The following is a 19,388-nucleotide window of genomic DNA, read 5'->3' on the forward strand; positions in this document are numbered from 1 at the left end:
GTTGCAATGTAAAACACGACAAGCAGGATATTGACGGAATTCATTTTGAACTTCTTCACTTCAATCATCCTCCTTTCGCTTCCATAACATGGATTAAATGTTAACAAATTTAATTTAATTTTAACATAGTTGATTGCGCGCGTTTTGCCCTAAATCATCGCCAAAACATTACCTTAACGTGTTCAAAGCGGGAACAGTATGGCCGAACCAAACAAACCTGTCGTTATTGATGCGGAAAGCGTCGAAAAAGAGAACTCGAAGCGTGGTGACAAATCACAAAGCCAGCAAGAGAGCCATATCAAATCCAGCCAGCACCGCCTTGCCGCCATTGCTGCCTCTCACCACATTGATGCAAAATTGCACGATATTGAACACGATACGCTGACGTCCCGAGCGGCTTTCCGCCAGTTAGAGATCAAACAGAAACAGCAGGAAAACCTAGAGCAAGTCATCAAGACCTGTAACGATCTTTGCCGCGATGAAACCGCCAGCTCGCCGGATCCGGACTGGCTGTACCGTTTTTTTGAAATGGCCAAAAACATCTACGGCGCTGGCATGCAGAACCTGTGGGCACGGATCCTGAAACAGGAAATTATCAAACCCGGCAGTACCTCGCTCAAAGCCTTGTCTTTGCTGGAAACAATGACACAACGCGAAGCACAGGCTCTACAACGCGCCTGCGCATTGGCCTGTACATTCGGCAGCGACAGCAGCAACAAACTCATTACGGGATTTAGAAAGCCGGAAGAAGGTATGAAGCGATACTTCAAACCGGATATTGCCGAGCGTTTGGCGCTGGGGAATTTCAAATTGCCATTCACGGATCTGATGCTGTTGATGGATTTAGGCCTCATATTGAGAACCGAATTGGAATCTGGCTTGCTTGAGCCACCGGCCTCATTTCCGCTGTTTGGTCAAAACAAAACCTTTATGCTCACGCCACTGAAAAAAGGCATTCGGATTTACTACTATCGCTTCAGCCCAACAGGCAATGAGCTGGCAAAACTGGTGGGTCAAAAAGCGCACCCCGAGTATATCGATGCCCTGATGGTACTGCTTTCAAAAGCCTTTAAGGTGGAAAGTGATGTTGGCTCGACAGTGAATGAAAAAGCCTAATCTTCTTCATATTTTGGCGATGAAAAATTGAAAGAAAAAGAGAAAACGGCCGGGAAATCCCAGCCGTTTTTTGTTTCGCGACTATCAATGTCAGCCGATGATACTAGCCTGACGTAGTGATGCAATACACTGATCCACCAGGACTTCGACAGAATGATCGTCAGTTTGAAGATGCACTTCCGGCGTTTCCGGCGCTTCGTACGCAGAGCTGATACCGGTGAAGGCTTTGATTTCACCCGCGCGGGCTTTTTTGTAGAGGCCTTTCGGATCGCGTGATTCACACACTTCCAAAGGCGTATCGACAAATACTTCCAAGAACTCACCTTCCGGTAGAAGCTCACGCACTAATTGGCGCTCTTCACGGAACGGAGAGATAAACGCGGAGAAAACAATCAAACCCGCATCTGTCATCAGTTTCGCCACTTCACCCACACGGCGAATGTTCTCGCGGCGGTCGTGATCGGAAAAACCTAGGTCGCGGCAAAGGCCGTGACGTACGTTGTCACCATCAAGCAGGTAGGTATGGTATCCCATCTGTGCCAGTTTACTTTCCAGTGCACCAGCAACGGTGGATTTGCCAGAGCCTGAAAGGCCAGTAAACCAAAGCAGCGCCGGACGCTGGTTTTTCTGTTCTGCGCGGTATGTTTTGTCGATAACGTGTTTATGCCAAACGACGTTTTCATCCGGATGCGGCGTATCCGCAGCACTCATAACTCAATCCTTTGTTGACCTCATCTCAGGCTCTATTGGCCTTTGAGGTAATTAAAATGGGAAAAACAGAGGGATAAGACCCAACACCAGTGCGGAGTACACCAACGACAACGGCAATCCAATCCGCAGGTAATCCGTTAACTGATAATTACCCACACTGTAGACCAGAAGGTTAGTCTGGTAACCATATGGCGAAATAAAGCTCGCACTGGCACCAAACAAGACTGCCATAATAAACGGCATCGGATCTACGCCATATCCGAGAGCGAGGCTATATCCGATCGGAAATGACAGCGCTGCTGCGGCATTGTTGGTCACAAGCTCAGTTAACACCAGCGTCAGCAAATAGGTTGCAATCAGCGCGCCATAAACGCCCCAGCCGTTAAACCAGTAGATAAACAGCTCGCCCATTTGCTCAGAAAGCCCAGACTCAATCATCAACTGCGCAAGACTTAGCGCGCTGCCGACAATCACCACGATCTCAACCGGGAAGCGGCGTTTCAGCTCCACCAGATTCACCACACCTGTCAGCAACAGCACAGTCAGATAGGCAGCCAAACCATTCAGCAGTGGCATCCACTCCATTAAAGCGGAACCAATTACTGCGGCAAAACCTGCCAGCACCCAAGTGCTCATTTTGCTATCGAGACGCGCACTGGAGTCCAAACCATTCACCAGCACGAATTCGCGCTGCATGCGTTGTTGTTCTTTCGCAAATCCTTTACCAGGGACAATCACCAAAGTGTCACCGGCAAGCAGGGTAATATTGCCTAAACCGCCTTCGAGCTTTTCATGACCGCGACGGATAGCGACGACGACCGCATCAAAGTTTTCACGGAATTTGGCCTCTTTCAGCGTCTTACCCAGAATCGATGCACTGTGGCTCACTACCACCTCAAGCAAGTTCTGTCCGTTAATGTGGTGCTGACCAAACAGCGCCAAACCTTCGATTTCCTGCAAGGTGGCCACGCTTTCCACATCGCCACAGAACTGAAGCTTATCGCCTTCGCGCATCACAGTATCCGGGCAAACCGGCGCGATCAGCTCACCATCGCGAACAATTTCGGCCAGATACAAACGGCGAAGCGCACGCAACCCATTTTCAGACACGGTTTTACCCGCTAATGGAGAGCCCCTTTTGACTTCTGCTTCCAATACATATGGCAAATCGTCATCACTGTCGTCGTCATAGTTAGGAAGGAGATAACAAAACGGGATCAACACCAGAAGACCGCCAGCCAATACGGCAAGGCCAATCGTGGATGGCGCAAAGAAGCTCAGTGTAGGCAGACCAGCACTTTCCACGAAGCTGTTGATGATGAGGTTTGTCGAGGTGCCAATCAGGGTAAGGGTGCCACCAAGAATGGCTGCGTAAGAAAGAGGAATCAGCAGTCGTGATGGCGCATGACGACGGTTACGCTTCACCGCACCAATCAGAGAAACCACGACAGCGGTGTTGTTGGTAAACGAGCTTAGAAACGCGGTCGACACGCCTAATTTAGCAACGACAGTTCCTAAACGGCCGCTGGCAAGTTGCCCGCTGACCCAACTGACCAAACGTGTTTTTTCCAGTGCCGCAGAGGCAAGGATGAGGAGTACCAGCGTTAACAGGGAACTATTGGTGAAGTTCCCTGCCATCGCTTCCACCGATACCAGCCCGGATTGAAATGCAACGAAAGCTACGCCTGCGAAAAGCACGGCAGGTTTGATTTTGGTAAACACCAAACCTGCCACAATCGCCAGCAGCAATCCCAATACCAGAGACTGATCCCAGCTCATTGGAATTACCCCAACAGCTTACTGATGTCGCGTGCATTCCAGTGTGGGAAGTGCTTGCGGATCAGCGCGTTGAGTTCTACCTCAAACGCAGAGATATCAGTACCTGAAGTTTGTGCAACGCTGTCTTCGAGCAGCTCGCTGATCATACCTGCACCCACGGTCACGTTGGTCAGGCGATCAATCAGGATGAAACCACCGGTGTCGGCGCAATCAGTGTAAACGTCGAGCGGCACAGATTCGGTCAGTTCAACCTCACATTCAGCGATGCCGTTCAGTGGCAGGCTTTCAGTATTGAAAGTTTCCAGCGAGTTGATGTCCACCTGATGACGGATTTTGCTCACGGCACCCACGGTTTTCTTGCCCGCGACTTTGACATCGTACTGGCGACCCACTTCCAGTGGTTGCTCAGCCATCCAAACAATGCGTGCGGCCAGTTTGTTGGTCGCTTGCTGGGTATCAGCAGCTGGCACAATCAAATCACCGCGGCTGATGTCGATTTCATCAGTCAGAGTAATCGTTACAGCCTGACCTGCGTGTGCATAATCCAAGTCACCATCAAAGGTAACGATACGCGCGACTGTCGAGGTTTTACCCGATGGCAGCACTTTGATTTCATCACCTGGGCGTACTTCACCACCAGAGATGGTACCGGAGAAACCACGGAAGTCGAGGTTTGGACGGTTCACGTACTGCACTGGGAAACGGAAGGCACCGTTGTCTTTCTCCGCAGTCACGTTTACATCTTCCAGCAAGGTCAGCAGGGTCTCGCCGTCATACCAAGGGGTGCTTGGGCTGCGATCTACCACGTTGTCGCCTTCCAACGCTGACAGTGGCACCAGTTTGATGTCGATGTCCGCATTCAGCTTTTCAGCAAACGCCAGGTAATCATCACGGATGCTTTCAAAACGTGCCTGATCGAAATCCACCAGATCCATTTTGTTCACCGCAACCACAAAGTGGCGGATGCCCAGAGAGCTCGCGATAAACGAGTGACGACGGGTTTGATCCAATACGCCTTTACGTGCATCAATCAAGATAACCGCCAGATCACAGGTCGACGCACCGGTCGCCATGTTACGGGTGTACTGCTCATGTCCCGGGGTATCCGCGATAATGAACTTACGTTTTTTGGTCGAGAAGTAGCGATATGCCACGTCGATGGTGATGCCCTGCTCGCGCTCAGCGGCCAGACCATCAACCAACAGCGCCAGATCCGGCTTTTCACCTGTGGTACCCACTTTCTGGCTGTCTGCGTGGATCGCTGCCAGCTGATCTTCATAAATTTGCTTAGAGTCATGCAGCAGGCGGCCGATCAGCGTACTTTTGCCGTCATCCACCGAGCCACAAGTCAGAAAACGCAGCAGGGATTTGTTCTGATGTTGGTCCAGATAGGCCTCGATACCCAGCTCGGCCACTTGTTGTTCAATAGCACTATTCATGTTTAATCCCTTAGAAGTATCCCTGACGTTTCTTCAATTCCATGGAGGCGGACTGATCGTGGTCGATCGCACGTCCCTGACGCTCACTCGAGGTCGCCACCAGCATCTCTTCAATAATCCCTGTCAGGGTGTTGGCTTCCGACTCCACAGCACCGGTCAGTGGGTAACAACCCAAGGTGCGGAAACGGACGCTCTTGTGTTCAATTTCCTCGCCTTCCTGCAGCTTCATACGGTCGTCATCGACCATGATCAGCATGCCGTCACGCTCCACCACTGGGCGCACGTCAGACAGGTACAGCGGCACGATATCGATGCCTTCGAGGTAGATGTATTGCCAGATATCAAGCTCGGTCCAGTTCGACAACGGGAACACGCGGATGCTCTCGCCTTTGTTCACCTGACCGTTATAAGTGTGCCAAAGCTCAGGACGCTGGTTTTTTGGATCCCAGACGTGGTTCTTATCGCGGAAGCTGTAAACACGCTCTTTAGCGCGGCTTTTCTCTTCGTCACGACGCGCACCGCCGAATGCTGCATCAAAACCGTATTTGTTCAGCGCCTGCTTCAAACCTTGGGTTTTCATGATGTCAGTGTGCTTGGAAGAACCATGGTCAAACGGGTTGATGCCCGCTGCCAGACCTTCTGGGTTTTTGTGTACCAGAAGTTCGAAGCCATATTTCTTCGCCGTTTCATCGCGGAACTTGATCATTTCCTTGAACTTCCAGTCAGTGTCGACGTGCAGAAGAGGGAAAGGGATCTTGCCCGGATAGAAGGCTTTACGAGCCAGGTGAAGCATCACGGAACTGTCTTTACCGATGGAGTACATCATCACCGGGTTATCGAATTCCGCCGCCACTTCACGAATGATGTGGATACTTTCTGCCTCAAGCTGTTTGAGGTGGGTAAGAGTTTTGGCTTCCATTCTATGTTGTTTCCTTAGCCTAAATTAACCACGGACGGTGCACGAACATCACCTACCGCTTCGAATGATTGCTTTCCGTACCAGTTCAACTGGTCTGCGAGCTGCACCACTTCACCGACGACGATCAATGCAGGGGAACCTACACCTTCCGCCAGCGACTCCAGCTCGTTGAGTTTGCCTTTATAGATTTTCTGATTGGTACGCGTGCCGTTTTCTATGATTGCGACCGGGGTCTCCGGGTCACGTCCATGCTGAATTAATTGCTGCTGAATATGGGCGCTTTTCATCAGACCCATGTAAATCACCAGCGTCTGGCGACCACGCGCAAGTGTCGCCCAGCGGAAACTGTCATCTTCTTTCTTGAGGTGTCCGGTAATGAACATCGCCGTTTGCGCATAATCGCGGTGTGTCAGCGGAATACCGGCATAGGCGGTTGCCCCGGCTGCGGCAGTAATGCCCGGTACTACCTGAAATGGAACGCCCGCTTCCTGCAGCACTTGTAGCTCTTCACCACCACGGCCAAACATGAAGGGGTCGCCGCCTTTCAGGCGCACCACGCGGTGGCCTTTCTGCGCATATTTCACCAACATGGCGTTGGTTTCTTCCTGCGATACGCTGTGATAGCTCGCGCGCTTACCGACACAAATCAGCTCGGCATCACGACGACAAAGTTCCATGATTTCATCAGAGACCAGATAGTCATAAAGCACCACATCGGCTTGCTGCATCAGTTGAAGCGCACGTAGGGTCAGAAGACCTGGGTCGCCCGGGCCAGCGCCAATCAGCGCCACTTCACCTTGTAGGGAAACGCCGTCAGTCAGTCGCTCGAGCTCTGCTTTGGCACCCTCTTCGTCGCCTGAAGCAACCAGTGAGGAAAAACGACCATCAAATGCCATTTCCCAGAATTTACGGCGACCATTCAGGGTCGAGATTTTCTGTTTTAAGGTATCGCGAAAATCGCCAGCCAGTTTTGCCATACGGCCAACGTGCGACGGGATCAGGGTTTCGAGTTTCTCTCGAATCAATCTTGCTAAGACCGGTGATTTACCAGCAGAAGAAATTGCAATCACAATTGGGCTGCGATCAACAATAGAGGGAACAATGAAGCTGCATTTCGGGGTGTCATCCACCACGTTTGCCAGTACACGACGTTTGTCGGCAGCTTTAGAAACCAGCTCATTCACCAGCGGGTTATCAGTGGCTGCAATCACCAGAAATACGTTGTCGAGGTGCTCCGGTTTAAAACCTTCTTTCAGCCACACCAGCTCGCCATTTTCAGCCGCTTCAATAACTTCATGATCAGCTTCAGGCGCCACGATGGTGACAGACGCCCCGGCTTTCATCAGCATGCGCGTTTTGCGCCATGCGACTTCACCGCCGCCGACGACCAGACAAGCACGTCCTTCAAGCTTTGCGAAAATTGGCAAGTAATCCATAGTGTCAGCCCTTTCAATCCATTGAGGCCACTATAGAGAGTTGATGTTATTACTTGAAATTCTAAAAATTCATTTTTTATAACGTTATGGCTATTAGACCTTCACTCTCATAGCGACGAAATTTTCTCCAACCGCCGCGAAGCCGCGCCAGCACTGCATTCGATTACATATCAATTAATCAAGTCATAGATCACAGTTAGAGATGAAATGTAACTATTCCTAGTCGTCGATATGCAAAATACAGGCACATTTCTGTCCTTGGGAGATAATCATGACTCTTTCAGCCCGTCCACTTTCCATCGCTGTACTGACCGGTATGCTTACCATGGCAGGCCCAGCAATGGCCCACACCATTAAACTGCGTATCATCGAGACCACTGACATCCACACCAATGTGATGGATTACGACTACTACAAGGACAAGCCGAGTGAGAAAATCGGTCTGGTGCGCACTGCAACGCTCGTGAAGGCTGCACAAGAAGAGGTCGGAAACAGCGTATTGGTCGATAATGGTGACCTGATTCAGGGCAGCCCTATGGGTGACTACATGGCTGCCAAAGGTATTGAGAAAGGCGAAGTTCACCCTGTCTATAAGGCAATGAATCTGTTGGACTACGATGTGGGTAACATCGGTAACCACGAGTTCAACTACGGCCTCGACTTTCTCGACCGCTCGCTGGAAGGCGCGAAATTCCCCTATATATCTGCCAACGTGATTGATGCCAACACTGGCAAGCACTACTTCAACCCCTACATCATCAAAGAGCACACCTTCAAAGACACCGACGGCAACGCCCATCTGGTGAAAGTTGGTTATATCGGTTTTGTCCCACCGCAAATCATGGTGTGGGACAAGAAGAACCTTGAAGGCAAGGTGATTGCTGAAGACATCAAAGCCAGCGCAGAAAAGCTGGTACCTGAAATGAAAGCCAAAGGCGCAGATGTGATTGTGGCTGTGCCTCACTCAGGCCTGTCTCAAGACCAATATAAAGCCATGGCGGAAAACTCGGTGTACTACCTTGCCGACGTTGACGGTATTGATGCCATCGCCTTCGGCCACTCCCACGCAGTGTTCCCCGGTAAAGGCTTTGACAACATTAAAGGCGTCGATAACCAAAAAGGCACCATCAAAGGCGTAGCGGCTGTAATGCCGGGTCGTTGGGGCAGCCACGTCGGCATCATGGATCTGCAGCTCGACAAGCAAGGCGATGAGTGGATTGTAACGCCGGTACAAAGCGAATCCCGTCCTATCTTTGACGGTAAATCACTGGCGGCGGCGGACGTTGAGATGCGTAAAGTACTTGAGCACGACCACAAAGGCACCCGTGATTTCGTCAATCAGCCTATCGGTAAAGCTAACGATGTGATGTACAGCTTCCTCTCGCTGGTGCAGGACGACCCGACGGTACAAATCGTCAATCTGGCACAGAAAGATTACGTCGAACGCTTCATTCAGGGTGACCCGGATCTGGACGGCATTCCAGTACTGTCAGCCGCGGCACCGTTCAAAGCAGGTGGCCGTAAGAATGACCCAGCGAATTTCACCGAAGTGGAAGCAGGCGAACTGACGTTCCGAAATGCAGCAGATCTCTACCTTTATCCAAATACCTTGGTGGCACTGAAAGTCACCGGTAAAGAAGTGAAAGAGTGGCTGGAATGCAGTGCCGGTCAGTTTAACCAAATCGACCCTCAATCCAGAGCCCAGCAGTCACTCATTAACTGGGATGGCTTCCGCACCTACAACTTCGATGTGATAGATGGTGTGAACTATCAGGTAGATATCACCCAGCCAGCACGATACGACGGTGACTGTGCATTGGTTAACGAAGGTGCTGAACGTATTCAGAACCTGACCTTTAACGGTAAGCCAGTAGATATGGCACAGCCATTTTTGATTGCGACTAACAACTATCGTGCATACCTGGGCAAATTCCCAGGCACAGGCAATGACTTCATTGCCTTCGCCTCACCGGATGAAAACCGTACCGTGGTCGCCAACTACATCAGTGCGGTGACCAAAGAGAAAGGTGTGGTTACCCCAACGGCTGACAATAACTGGTCGTTTGCCCCAATCGAAACCGACGTTGATCTGAACGTGGTGTTTGAGACATCACCAAGTGACAAGGCGGCTGATTTCGTAAAAGCCAAAGGTCAGTACCCAATGGAGAAAGTGGGCACAGATGATGTGGGCTTCGCGCAGTACCGCATTGACCTGAAAAAATGATTAATAATTGGTTGCACCAATGTTTAATTATTGAAAACACCCAAAATTGATACAGAAAAACCGCGGCTTTGATCGCGGTTTTTTTATAAGTTATCCGACTACCCAAAGGGAAATGGGCTATGAAAAAAGTAGCCCAAGAGATTTTTAAAAATCAGGAATAACAATAATGCAATGGATAACCCTGACCTTTGGTCAGTTGTCGACACGGCAACTCTATGACCTATTGAGGTTGCGCACTGACGTGTTCGTCGTAGAACAAAACTGTCCGTATCCGGAGCTGGACGGCCATGACACCCATCCCGAAACCCGACACTTGCTCGGCTACCGCGATGACAAAATGACAGCCTACGCCCGCATACTGCCAGCAGGCCTCACCTATCCGGAAATGAGTATCGGACGCATTGTGACCGCCATTACAGAGCGCGGAAACGGCTGTGGCAGTGAGCTGGTCAAACAAGCCATTATTCAAGCACATGATATATGGCCAAAAGCGCCAATCACCATTGGAGCCCAATATCACCTGCGAGAGTTCTATCGTCGCCACGGCTTTGAAGAAATTTCTGAGCAGTATCTGGAAGACGGCATTCCGCACATCGACATGCGCCGCGTCGCAGCCTAATCGGCGGTAAAAAGATATAAAAAAGGCTGCCCAATGGCAGCTCTCTTCTGTTTTCAGCAATTACTTACGCCGGGCAAAACTGCCATCTGACAGCCTGAAGAAAATCACCGACGCGCCTGAGGTTTCAATCTGCAACATATCCAAGGCACCTTGGTCATTACGCTTGAAGCGGAGCAATTGCCCAGGTTGGATTCGGCTGAGAGGCTTATCGTCCCCCTCTATCGCTGAGATGGCGTAAAGGTCAGGCAATGGTAAATCCTGTGCACGGAAGATATTGGACAGCGTATCACCACCCTCCACTTCGTAGTTCACCCAGTCCGTATTTACGGCTTGCGCGCCCACTGACTGCGTGGATATCACCTGCTCGCCATCAGCATCAAAGCCTTCATCGTTGCTGACTTGCTGCTGTCGAACCGCAAGTGGCACGGATACGCGTTCACCGGCCGTGTTGCTTTCCGGTGCCGAGTTATCACTTGATGGCCATAGCAGAAGCACCAACAACAACGCACCCAGTACTGAAATCGCAGTGCGGTGTAACTTCGGTAAGGATTGCCAGTAAGGGTGAACACGTTCAACCAGAGGGCTCAGCGAGGCTTTCGCTTTTTCTAATGCGCTTTTGATTGCCTCGCCCAGAGGCGGCGTGGCGGATGCTGTTCCTTTTTCGCGCTTTCCTTTCAAGGTCATTACCTCTTTCAAGATCCTCATTGTCCAGTATCTCAACGAATTCAATCACCTTGAATACTAGATCTGCAATATCAGCAAAATGTCAGCCAGTCGGCTTAACCTGAATAATTGTCTGACATTTGTACTTTCAAAGAATTCCGTCCGAATTACAACCTTAAAGCTGTAAGTCGATTTGTCCCGTACGCCCTGTAACTGTTATCCTTGCCCACTTTAAACCCGCAAATAAAGAGAGACGACATGTCTGATGTAAAACTGGAAACCGTAGAGCAGAAAGCAAGCTACGGCATCGGTCTGCAAATGGGTCAGCAACTGGCAGGTTCTGGTCTGGAAGGTCTGAACGTAGATGCAATCGCGAAAGGTATCGCAACCGCTCTGGCGGGTAACATGCCTGAGATTGAGATCGACGAGATCAACAATGCACTGCGTGAACTGCACACCCAGGCAGAAGAAGTTCGCCAAGCGGCAGCAAAAGAAGCAGCAGCAGAAGGCGAAGCTTTCCTGGCTGAGAACGCGAAGCGTGACGAAGTGACCGTGACCGAGTCTGGCCTGCAGTACGAAGTACTGGTTGAAGGTAACGGTGAGGTCCCGACTTCTGACAAGCAAGTACGTGTTCACTACCACGGTACCCTTACTGACGGCACTAAGTTCGACAGCTCTGTAGAGCGCGGTCAGCCAGCTGAATTCCCAGTAACCGGCGTGATCAAAGGTTGGGTTGAAGCCCTGCAAATGATGCCTGTAGGTTCTAAGTGGAAACTGTACATCCCACAAGATCTGGCATATGGCGAGCGCGGTGCGGGTGCAGCGATCCCTCCTTTCGCAGCACTGGTATTCGAAGTAGAACTGCTGGATATCCTGTAAGTTCTGCGCAAAAAAAGCCAGCTTTCGTGCTGGCTTTTTTTGTACCTGTGACTTTAGATTACCCCGCAGCTTCCTGATGGTCATCGTTGTCGTGATGCTCCTCCACCATCCAGGGCAAATGATGCTGGAAATGATCGGAGAGGAAGTCCACAAACAGCCTGACTTTGGCTGACAGGTTGCGGTTAAACGGGTAAACCGCCCAGACTGCCGAATCCGGTGCCTGATAACCCGACAAGACTTCTACCAGCTCACCGCTCATGATTTTCTGGCTTACGTAGTAGTCCGGCAATTGTGCCAACCCCAAGCCGTGTAAGGCAGCATCCAGCACTGCACTGCCACTGTTCCCATGCCAGCGCCCCTGCGGTTTGATGTTCACCGCGTTACCGTCATCCCGAAAACTCCAGCTATCCACAAGCCCAACCAGACAATTGTGGTTTTGCAGATCGTCCAAATTAGCCGGTACCCCAAATTCCTTCAGATAAGCTGGCGATGCACACACATAGAGTTTCCGCGGCGCAAGCTTTTTCGCCATCAAGGTACTGTCTTTCAGATCTCCGGTACGAATGGCCAAGTCATAGCCGTCATGCACCAAGTCCACCACATCATTGGTAAAGTGAAACTCGACACTGAGCTTGGGATGCACCTCAATGAAATCATTCGCGAGCGGCGCAATGAACTTCTCACCAAACACCGAAGGCGCAGTGATTTTCAAGGTACCGACCGGCTCGGTCTGCATTTGGGTAACCAATGCTTCTACCTCAGCGAATTTTTCGATGAGATCATTACATTGCTCAAAGTACATTTTGCCGACTTCAGTCAGCGTGATTTGTCGCGTTGTACGATAGAGCAAGCGGGTAGTGAGCCTACTTTCCAACGCGTCGATACGACGACTGACATGGGAAGTAGACACCCCCAACTTGCGTGCGGCGGCGGTAAAACTGCCACTGTTGACAACTTCAACAAATTCTTCAACACCACTCCAACGGTTCATCTTTGCCCCACTGAAAAGAAGTTTATTGATGGCTGCAACAATAAAACCCGCCCCTTGACGGTCTGATTGTTATCCTAATGTTAACCCATAATGTGTAGTGCTCTGCCCTTCTCCTACTAAGGTATGAGTATTATCAGAATAAAGTAGTATGAATGCCCTTAAATTTATCAAGGAAATAAGTTTCATATGCGCGATATTGTGTGCTTTTCATATCACCAGTATCAGTGCTGAAACAATCCCTGAACCCAACAGCTACCGTACCGAGAATTACCGGGCAGCAGTTCCTGAAACATTAACCGGTGGTCAGGTCATCGATTCTGCCGAGCAGCTTGCGGCTTTCATTGACGCGCGGCGTCCAATATTGATTGATGTCTTCCCTGCCCCTAATAAACCTAAGGACCTTTCACCGGATACGCTCTGGATTGAGCCTTCACGTGAGACCCTGCCGGGCGCCATCTGGCTTGCCAATGTCGGCCACGGGATTGCGCCTGACTCTCTCATCCAGCTATTGAAGACATCACTGCCTAATAACACGCCAATGGTGGTATTTTGCGAGCCCAATTGCTGGCATTCGTGGAATGCAGGAAAACGGGCAATTGAGCTAGGAGCCAAAGATGTCTATTGGTATCGTGCAGGTGTGAAAGGTTGGAAAGAGGCGGGTTATGCGCTAGAAACGCAGCATCCGGTAAGACCATGAGCCGTCTACTGGTCATGCTTTTTCTGATGCTTCCTCTCTCTGTACAAGCATCGCTGGAACTTACGTTTAGAGAGGTCGCACCCGGTGTTTTCATGCATCAGGGGAAGATTGCAGATCTGTTTACCGTCAACAACGATCCAGTCGCCAATATCACTTTTATTGTCGGAGACGAAGCTGTTGCTGTGATTGATACCGGCGGCAGTAAACGGGCGGGCGAGGCGGTGCTTAGGGCGATTAGGCAACAAACCCGTTTACCTATTCGCTTTGTGATCAATACGCATGTCCATCCCGATCATCACTTCGGCAACATCGCCTTTGTCGATGAAAAGCCTGAGTTTGTCGCCCACGCCCGCTACCCCGGCGATTTCAATGCCAAATCCGGCTACTATCTTCAACGATTAACCAACCCGTGGTTTACCGGCACCAAGCCGATTGGGGCGACGCGTGTGGTTAGTGAAACGACCAGCCTTGATCTTGGTAACCGTATCCTGACGTTAACCCCGCACGAGCGGGCGCACACCCGCCACGATCTCTCAGTGTTTGATCGAGAATCAGGCACACTGATCTCCGGCGATCTACTGTTTATTAATCATCTGCCCACACTTGATGGAAACCTGATTGGCTGGCTCGCTGAAACGGAAAAACTTGAGGCCATGCCTTACAACCAAGTGATCCCGGGGCATGGCCCACTACAAAAATCAAAACAAGCTTTTGAAAAACAAAAGCGCTATCTCTCTTCTCTGGCACAAGCTGTTCGTGCCGCTATCAACAATAACATCGATATCAACACAGCCAGCACCACCGTCATGCCGTCTCCAGAGGACTGGAAGCTTTATGAAGAGTTCCACCCTCGCAATGTGATTCAGGCTTACAAGGAGTTGGAATGGGAATGATGAGAGGACTCTCCGATGAAAATGACCACCATGCTGCTATCGGCACTGCTCAGCACTTTGCCACTGCAAAGTTATGCCCAATCTGAAACAGAAAGTGCCACCTGGCCACTAATCCGTGACAGTCTGTTTCCCGGCTCACCTGATATTGTAGAAAGTGAAGACGTTGTTTCGCTGACAGCACCGAAACGCGCCATTGATGCTGCGCTGGTTCCACTCGAAGTGAAGGTTAATGTGCGTCAGGACGATCCTAACCCTATCCAGCGCATTCACCTTATCGTCGACAACAACCCTTCTCCGATTGTTGGCAGCTTTGACATGAGCCCGAACAATGGGGTCGCTAACATCGCCACCCGTGTTCGCGTCAATGCCTACAGCCCAATTAGGGTGATTGCCCAAACTGCTGATGGCAAACTTCATATGCACAGTAAATTTGTTAAAGCTTCTGGCGGTTGCTCTGCACCGGCAGGCGCAGATGACATGCTGGCTCGTCAGCGAATGGGAAGAATGAAGCTTAAAGATCTGGCAGGTGAAAATTCCAGAATGATGCAGCTTTTGATCAGCCACCCCAACTACAGTGGGCTTCAAATTGACCAGATCACGCGCCACTGGATCCCTTCGGATTACGTAAGTGATGTAAACATTACGCTAGAAGGTGAACCTGTCATGCACTTTAACGGGGGCATATCTATCAGCGAAAATCCAACTTTTACCTTCCATCTTGATAAGGGTAAGAGCGGCAAATTGAAAGCCGACGTGAAAGACTCCACTGGCCGTCAGTTTTCCAGTGAATGGGACATTTGATAACAGTCCTGCGAAGTCTCATAAAAAAACACCAAGCTCCTGGTAACGTATCTCGATGACTTTTAAGGATATGTTACCGGGCGCTTATCTCATAAATTAATGGTTATCCCTAAAGTAAGACACCTAAAGTATTATTATTTTCAGTGATTTAATTACAAAATCCCACCCCTTAAACATTGTTGCCCGCGGACAAAAGTGTTGTGTCCTTTTCCTTCTCACACAACCCCAAAAGCTGCCATACACTCAATTCACGACATTTTGTACTCAACAAACGGCACCACTTTTAGTGCCCCTCTCTTGAGTCGAGATGATCTTAGGATTCAGTCAATAAACGCGGATCCGCCCAAGTTGTAGATCGCTATCGTAGCCAGCGCATCAAAGTGGCTTACAGACCCAGCGAGCATTGGCCAGCGCAGCGTCCCCACAACTCCGCGGCATACGCATTAAAAATTGAGTCAATAAAGCCGAAGTCAGGTCGCCCTTAGGCCTCCGACCAATCGTGCTGTCACGGAGGAAGTAAATATGATAGGTGCTGTAAGGTTAAGACGCTGCTTAGTCGCAGTCGCTACATTATCCATCACCATGCTGTTTCCCGCAGCTTCACAAGCAAATGACGAGCTCATCAAACTCCAGGATGATCCCAATCAGTGGGTCATGTGGGGCGGTGACTATTCAGGGACTCGGTATAGCTCACTAGATCAAATCAACGCGAAAAACGCTAAAGATCTTCAGGTAGCCTGGACATTCTCTACTGGTGTACTTCGTGGTCATGAAGGCAGTCCACTTGTTTTGGGCGATACCATGTATGTCCACACACCTTTCCCCAACAAAGTCTTCGCCATTGATCTGAAAACCAAAGCGCTGATTTGGGAGTACGTACCGAAACAAGATTCGTCTGTTATCGCTGTTATGTGTTGCGACACCGTTAATCGTGGCCTTGCATATGCCGATGGAAAAATTTTCCTACAACAGGCAGACACTACCCTCGTCGCGTTAGATCAAAAAACCGGTAAGGTGGTCTGGAAAGTCGTAAATGGCGATCCAAAAACTGGTGGGACCAACACCAATGCTCCTCTGGTGGTGAAAGACAAAATCATCACAGGTATCAGTGGGGGGGAATTCGGTGTGCGCGGTTACCTTACTGCTTATAACATCAAAGACGGCAGCGTCGCCTGGCGTGCATACAGCACAGGGCCAGATGATGAAATGCTGGTTGACCCAGAAAAAACCACTGAGATGCTCAAACCTATTGGTAAAGATTCCAGCTTGAAGTCCTGGGAAGGCGACCAATGGAAAATCGGTGGCGGTACCACCTGGGGTTGGTTTACCTATGATCCTGAGTTGAATCTCATTTACTACGGAACGGGTAACCCAAGTACTTGGAATCCATCACAGCGCCCAGGTGACAACAAGTATTCCATGACTATCATGGCGCGTGATGCAGATACTGGTATGGCGAAATGGCTTTACCAGATGACGCCTCACGATGAATGGGATTACGATGGCATCAACGAAATGATTCTGGTTGATAAGAAGTTCAAAGGCAAAGACCGCAAACTGCTGGTTCACTTTGACCGTAACGGCTTCGGCTACACCATGGATCGCGTTACCGGCGAATTGCTGGTGGCTGAGAAATTTGACCCTGCTGTAAACTGGGCTACTCATGTGGACATGGAAACTGGTCGTCCTCAAGTGGTGGACAAATATTCCACGCAATATAATGGTGAAGATGTAGATACCAAAGGTATCTGCCCTGCCGCACTCGGCTCCAAAGACCAACAACCTGCGACATATAGTCCGCGCACTGGTCTTTTCTATGTTCCGACCAACCATGTATGTATGAACTACGAACCTTTCGAAGTTTCTTACACCGCTGGGCAGCCTTATGTTGGTGCTACCCTTTCCATGTTCCCTGCACCGGACAGCCATGGCGGTCTGGGTAACTTTATTGCCTGGGATGCAGAGAAAGGCGAGATAGTCTGGTCACTGCCAGAGCCATTCTCTGTGTGGAGTGGCGCCTTGGCAACGGGCGGTGGCATCGTCTTCTATGGCACACTCGAAGGCTACCTGAAAGCCGTAGATGAGAAGACAGGTAAAGAACTTTATCGCTTCAAAACCCCATCGGGCATTATCGGCAACGTGAATACATACATGCATGATGGCAAGCAATATGTGGCAGTTTTGTCAGGTATTGGTGGCTGGGCTGGCATAGGTATGGCCGCCGGTCTTGAGGGCGATACTGACGGTCTTGGTGCAGTAGGCGCCTACCGCAAACTGTCTGACTATACCCAACTAGGTGGCGTGTTGACGGTGTTTGCTTTGCCTAACTAAATCAAAAACAACAACGAAGGGGGAGTATCTACTCCCCTTTCTCATCTCTGACGCACTGCATCAGGTTGAATCGCCTTTGGGGCATCTACACTCAACAAGTAGCAAAAGGATAATGCGTATGGCTAAGAAGTTAGTAGGTTCACTCTTATTGTTTTTGGGACTGGTAAGTAACGCTTTTGCAGAAGAATACGAAGTACGCGCCGTCGGCGTGAAATTCGACCCCATGTTCGTGATTCTCCAACCGGGGGATAGGGTAAGCTGGACGAATATGCCCGCTCATCTCATTGAAACCATTGACGCTATGGTGCCTGAAGGCACCGAGAAGATTTTGACTGAACTCGGCATGGATGTGAGCTTTGTTTTCGACAATGAAGGCGTTTATGTCTACAAATGCACACCGCATTGGGGAGCACGGATGGGCGGTGTTCTGCTTGTCGGCGACCCTTCCGATATTGAAGGCACTATCGACGCCTACCTCGCCGAAATCAAGAAAGACAAATCTTTGCTCCCTGCCAAAGGGCTGCTGAAGAAATTCAAAAAACACCTTAAAGCCGAAGGCGTAATTTGAGCGTTTTCTAGTAAAGGAGTCAGCTTATGCAAGTAGTAAAAAGAGTAAGCGCGCTTGTTGTACCCACCTTGTTTTTACTGGCCTCACCTGCTGCTAGTGCTAACGATTTCCCAACGCTTGAGCGAGTGAAATACGTGCAGGAATGTATGTCACTAAAAGGCGGGCCAACGTATGTAAACATGTATGGATGCAGTTGTGTGATTGACAAAATTGCCAGTCAAATGACCTTTGACGAATACGTACATGCGGATGCGTTTGTGCGCCTTCGCAGCATGCGTGGTGAACGGGGCGGTTACTTCCGTTCGTCCAAAGACAGCCGCAGTGCGCGAAAAGGGCTACTAGGCATTCGTGACAATGCCGAACAAGAGTGCTTTGTGTCCCAGCAAGTCACGGCAGCAGCCAAGTAGGAGGTCAGTATGAAGTCTTTGTTTTCACTCCTTATCGTGATGCTCTCGCTGTGGATTAGCAGTTTATCCTTCGCGGCAGACAATACCTTCCCATCTTCCTTGCCAGATAAACTCCGTGTCTGCGCAGACCCCAATAACCTACCCTACTCCAACCGCGAACAGCAGGGGTTTGAGAATAAAATCGCCGAGCAGCTCGGAGATTATTTCGGGCTTGATGTGGAATATGTTTGGTTTCCCCAGCGTATGGGCTTTATCCGCAATACCCTAAAGAATTGGTCTGACGACAATGGCCGCTTTGCCTGCGATTTGGTGATTGGTGTTCCGGTACAGTTCGATATTGCAGCCACCACCAAGCCCTATTACCGCTCTGCCTATTCTCTACTGTACAAAAAAGAAGGGGCATTGGCAGGAGTCGACAGTCAACAGGCGCTCGCCAACTTGCCTGACGAGGTCAAACAGTCACTGAAAGTCGCAGCCTTCACTCCTTCTCCCGTCGTTTCATGGTTACGTGAGAATGGCTTCAAGGACAACACAGAATTCTTCCGTATTATGAACGGTGATCCGGAAGACTACCCTGGCAAGATGGTGAAACGGGTAGCGGATGGTGAGTATGATGTCTTGGTGATCTGGGGTCCCATTGCTGGCTATTTTGCCCAAAACCAGTCTGATGTTGCGGTCGTTCCAATGACATCAGAGGGTAGTAAAGTCTTTGATTTCGCTATTTCGATGGGGGTACGCTACGGAGAGCGTCCATGGAAAGAAACGGTAGAAATGGCAATGGATGCCAATGCACCGCAAATCGCGATGATCCTTCAGGATTATGGGGTGCCAGTCGTGGAAGCTTCATCCAAGCCAAGGCGTGATGATGATGATGACTAATCACTCTACGGGCAGTTTAACTGTCCGTTTTTACTT

General features: G+C 50.1%; 18 protein-coding genes. 11 read left to right on the forward strand and 7 right to left on the reverse strand.

Annotated features, from left to right (window positions below; translation table 11 throughout):
- Positions 1 to 198 precede the first annotated feature (198 nt).
- Entirely contained in the window at positions 199 to 1,116 is a 918-nt protein-coding gene (locus tag VP504_RS09340) for a TIGR03899 family protein (protein WP_325890942.1), read from the forward strand.
- Positions 1,117 to 1,206: 90 nt separating this feature from the next.
- Here the strand turns inward: VP504_RS09340 and cysC are convergent, their stop codons facing one another.
- The 5 genes from cysC to cysG are packed head-to-tail and all read right to left on the reverse strand — an operon-like array spanning position 1,207 to position 7,400.
- Positions 1,207 to 1,827, reverse strand: a complete 621-nt coding sequence (gene cysC / locus VP504_RS09345; RefSeq protein ID WP_325890943.1) for an adenylyl-sulfate kinase — start codon at positions 1,825 to 1,827, stop codon at positions 1,207 to 1,209.
- Between the two features lie 51 nt (positions 1,828 to 1,878).
- Complete coding sequence (locus VP504_RS09350; RefSeq protein WP_062666566.1) at positions 1,879 to 3,606, reverse strand: SLC13 family permease; 1,728 nt, start codon at positions 3,604 to 3,606, stop codon at positions 1,879 to 1,881.
- Positions 3,607 to 3,611: 5 nt separating this feature from the next.
- Positions 3,612 to 5,045 carry a sulfate adenylyltransferase subunit CysN gene (gene cysN, locus VP504_RS09355; protein ID WP_325890944.1) on the reverse strand — a complete coding sequence of 478 codons (1,434 nt, stop codon included), beginning with the start codon at positions 5,043 to 5,045 and terminating at the stop codon, positions 3,612 to 3,614.
- Between the two features lie 10 nt (positions 5,046 to 5,055).
- Positions 5,056 to 5,964 carry a sulfate adenylyltransferase subunit CysD gene (gene cysD, locus VP504_RS09360; RefSeq protein WP_002536513.1) on the reverse strand — a complete coding sequence of 303 codons (909 nt, stop codon included), beginning with the start codon at positions 5,962 to 5,964 and terminating at the stop codon, positions 5,056 to 5,058.
- Positions 5,965 to 5,978: 14 nt separating this feature from the next.
- Positions 5,979 to 7,400 (reverse strand): siroheme synthase CysG, encoded by a 1,422-nt coding sequence (gene cysG, locus VP504_RS09365; RefSeq protein WP_062666570.1) that lies wholly within the window; start codon positions 7,398 to 7,400, stop codon positions 5,979 to 5,981.
- 271 nt (positions 7,401 to 7,671) lie between these two features.
- Between cysG and VP504_RS09370 the strand changes: the two genes are divergently transcribed.
- Positions 7,672 to 9,624 carry a bifunctional 2',3'-cyclic-nucleotide 2'-phosphodiesterase/3'-nucleotidase gene (locus tag VP504_RS09370; RefSeq protein WP_325890945.1) on the forward strand — a complete coding sequence of 651 codons (1,953 nt, stop codon included), beginning with the start codon at positions 7,672 to 7,674 and terminating at the stop codon, positions 9,622 to 9,624.
- A gap of 166 nt (positions 9,625 to 9,790) precedes the next feature.
- Entirely contained in the window at positions 9,791 to 10,243 is a 453-nt protein-coding gene (locus tag VP504_RS09375; RefSeq protein ID WP_325890946.1) for a GNAT family N-acetyltransferase, read from the forward strand.
- A 60-nt stretch (positions 10,244 to 10,303) separates the two neighbouring features.
- On the opposite strand, the gene VP504_RS09380 is transcribed toward VP504_RS09375, so the two are convergent.
- Positions 10,304 to 10,927: a LysM-like peptidoglycan-binding domain-containing protein gene (locus VP504_RS09380; RefSeq protein ID WP_325890947.1), complete on the reverse strand. Its 624-nt coding sequence runs from the start codon at positions 10,925 to 10,927 to the stop codon at positions 10,304 to 10,306.
- 237 nt (positions 10,928 to 11,164) lie between these two features.
- Between VP504_RS09380 and VP504_RS09385 the strand changes: the two genes are divergently transcribed.
- Positions 11,165 to 11,785: an FKBP-type peptidyl-prolyl cis-trans isomerase gene (locus tag VP504_RS09385; RefSeq protein ID WP_325890948.1), complete on the forward strand. Its 621-nt coding sequence runs from the start codon at positions 11,165 to 11,167 to the stop codon at positions 11,783 to 11,785.
- A 58-nt stretch (positions 11,786 to 11,843) separates the two neighbouring features.
- Here the strand turns inward: VP504_RS09385 and VP504_RS09390 are convergent, their stop codons facing one another.
- Positions 11,844 to 12,776, reverse strand: a complete 933-nt coding sequence (locus VP504_RS09390; RefSeq protein ID WP_325890949.1) for a LysR family transcriptional regulator — start codon at positions 12,774 to 12,776, stop codon at positions 11,844 to 11,846.
- 148 nt (positions 12,777 to 12,924) lie between these two features.
- Here VP504_RS09390 and VP504_RS09395 point away from each other — a divergent pair, with 148 nt between their 5' ends.
- The 7 genes from VP504_RS09395 to VP504_RS09425 all read left to right on the forward strand — a co-directional run bounded on the left by VP504_RS09395 (position 12,925) and on the right by VP504_RS09425 (position 19,352).
- A complete protein-coding gene (locus tag VP504_RS09395; protein ID WP_325890950.1) occupies positions 12,925 to 13,473 on the forward strand; it encodes a rhodanese-like domain-containing protein in 549 nt (182 codons plus the stop codon).
- A complete protein-coding gene (locus VP504_RS09400) occupies positions 13,470 to 14,366 on the forward strand; it encodes a quinoprotein relay system zinc metallohydrolase 2 (RefSeq protein ID WP_325890951.1) in 897 nt (298 codons plus the stop codon). Before VP504_RS09395 ends, VP504_RS09400 begins: the two co-directional genes overlap by 4 nt.
- 15 nt (positions 14,367 to 14,381) lie before the next feature.
- Entirely contained in the window at positions 14,382 to 15,167 is a 786-nt protein-coding gene (locus VP504_RS09405; RefSeq protein ID WP_325890952.1) for a quinoprotein dehydrogenase-associated SoxYZ-like carrier, read from the forward strand.
- Positions 15,168 to 15,689: 522 nt separating this feature from the next.
- Complete coding sequence (locus VP504_RS09410) at positions 15,690 to 17,498, forward strand: methanol/ethanol family PQQ-dependent dehydrogenase (protein ID WP_442788873.1); 1,809 nt, start codon at positions 15,690 to 15,692, stop codon at positions 17,496 to 17,498.
- Positions 17,499 to 17,616: 118 nt separating this feature from the next.
- The gene (locus VP504_RS09415) at positions 17,617 to 18,066 is read left to right on the forward strand and encodes a plastocyanin/azurin family copper-binding protein (RefSeq protein WP_325890953.1); all 450 of its coding nucleotides are present in this window, start codon (positions 17,617 to 17,619) and stop codon (positions 18,064 to 18,066) included.
- Between the two features lie 26 nt (positions 18,067 to 18,092).
- Complete coding sequence (locus VP504_RS09420) at positions 18,093 to 18,473, forward strand: hypothetical protein (protein WP_325890954.1); 381 nt, start codon at positions 18,093 to 18,095, stop codon at positions 18,471 to 18,473.
- A gap of 9 nt (positions 18,474 to 18,482) precedes the next feature.
- On the forward strand, positions 18,483 to 19,352 hold the full coding sequence (locus VP504_RS09425; RefSeq protein WP_325890955.1) for a quinoprotein dehydrogenase-associated putative ABC transporter substrate-binding protein: 870 nt from the start codon (positions 18,483 to 18,485) through the stop codon (positions 19,350 to 19,352).
- Positions 19,353 to 19,388 lie beyond the last annotated feature (36 nt).

Origin of the sequence: Grimontia sp. NTOU-MAR1 (assembly GCF_035758505.1) — a bacterium.
In the GTDB taxonomy this organism is placed as follows: Bacteria; Pseudomonadota; Gammaproteobacteria; order Enterobacterales; family Vibrionaceae; genus Enterovibrio; species Enterovibrio marinus.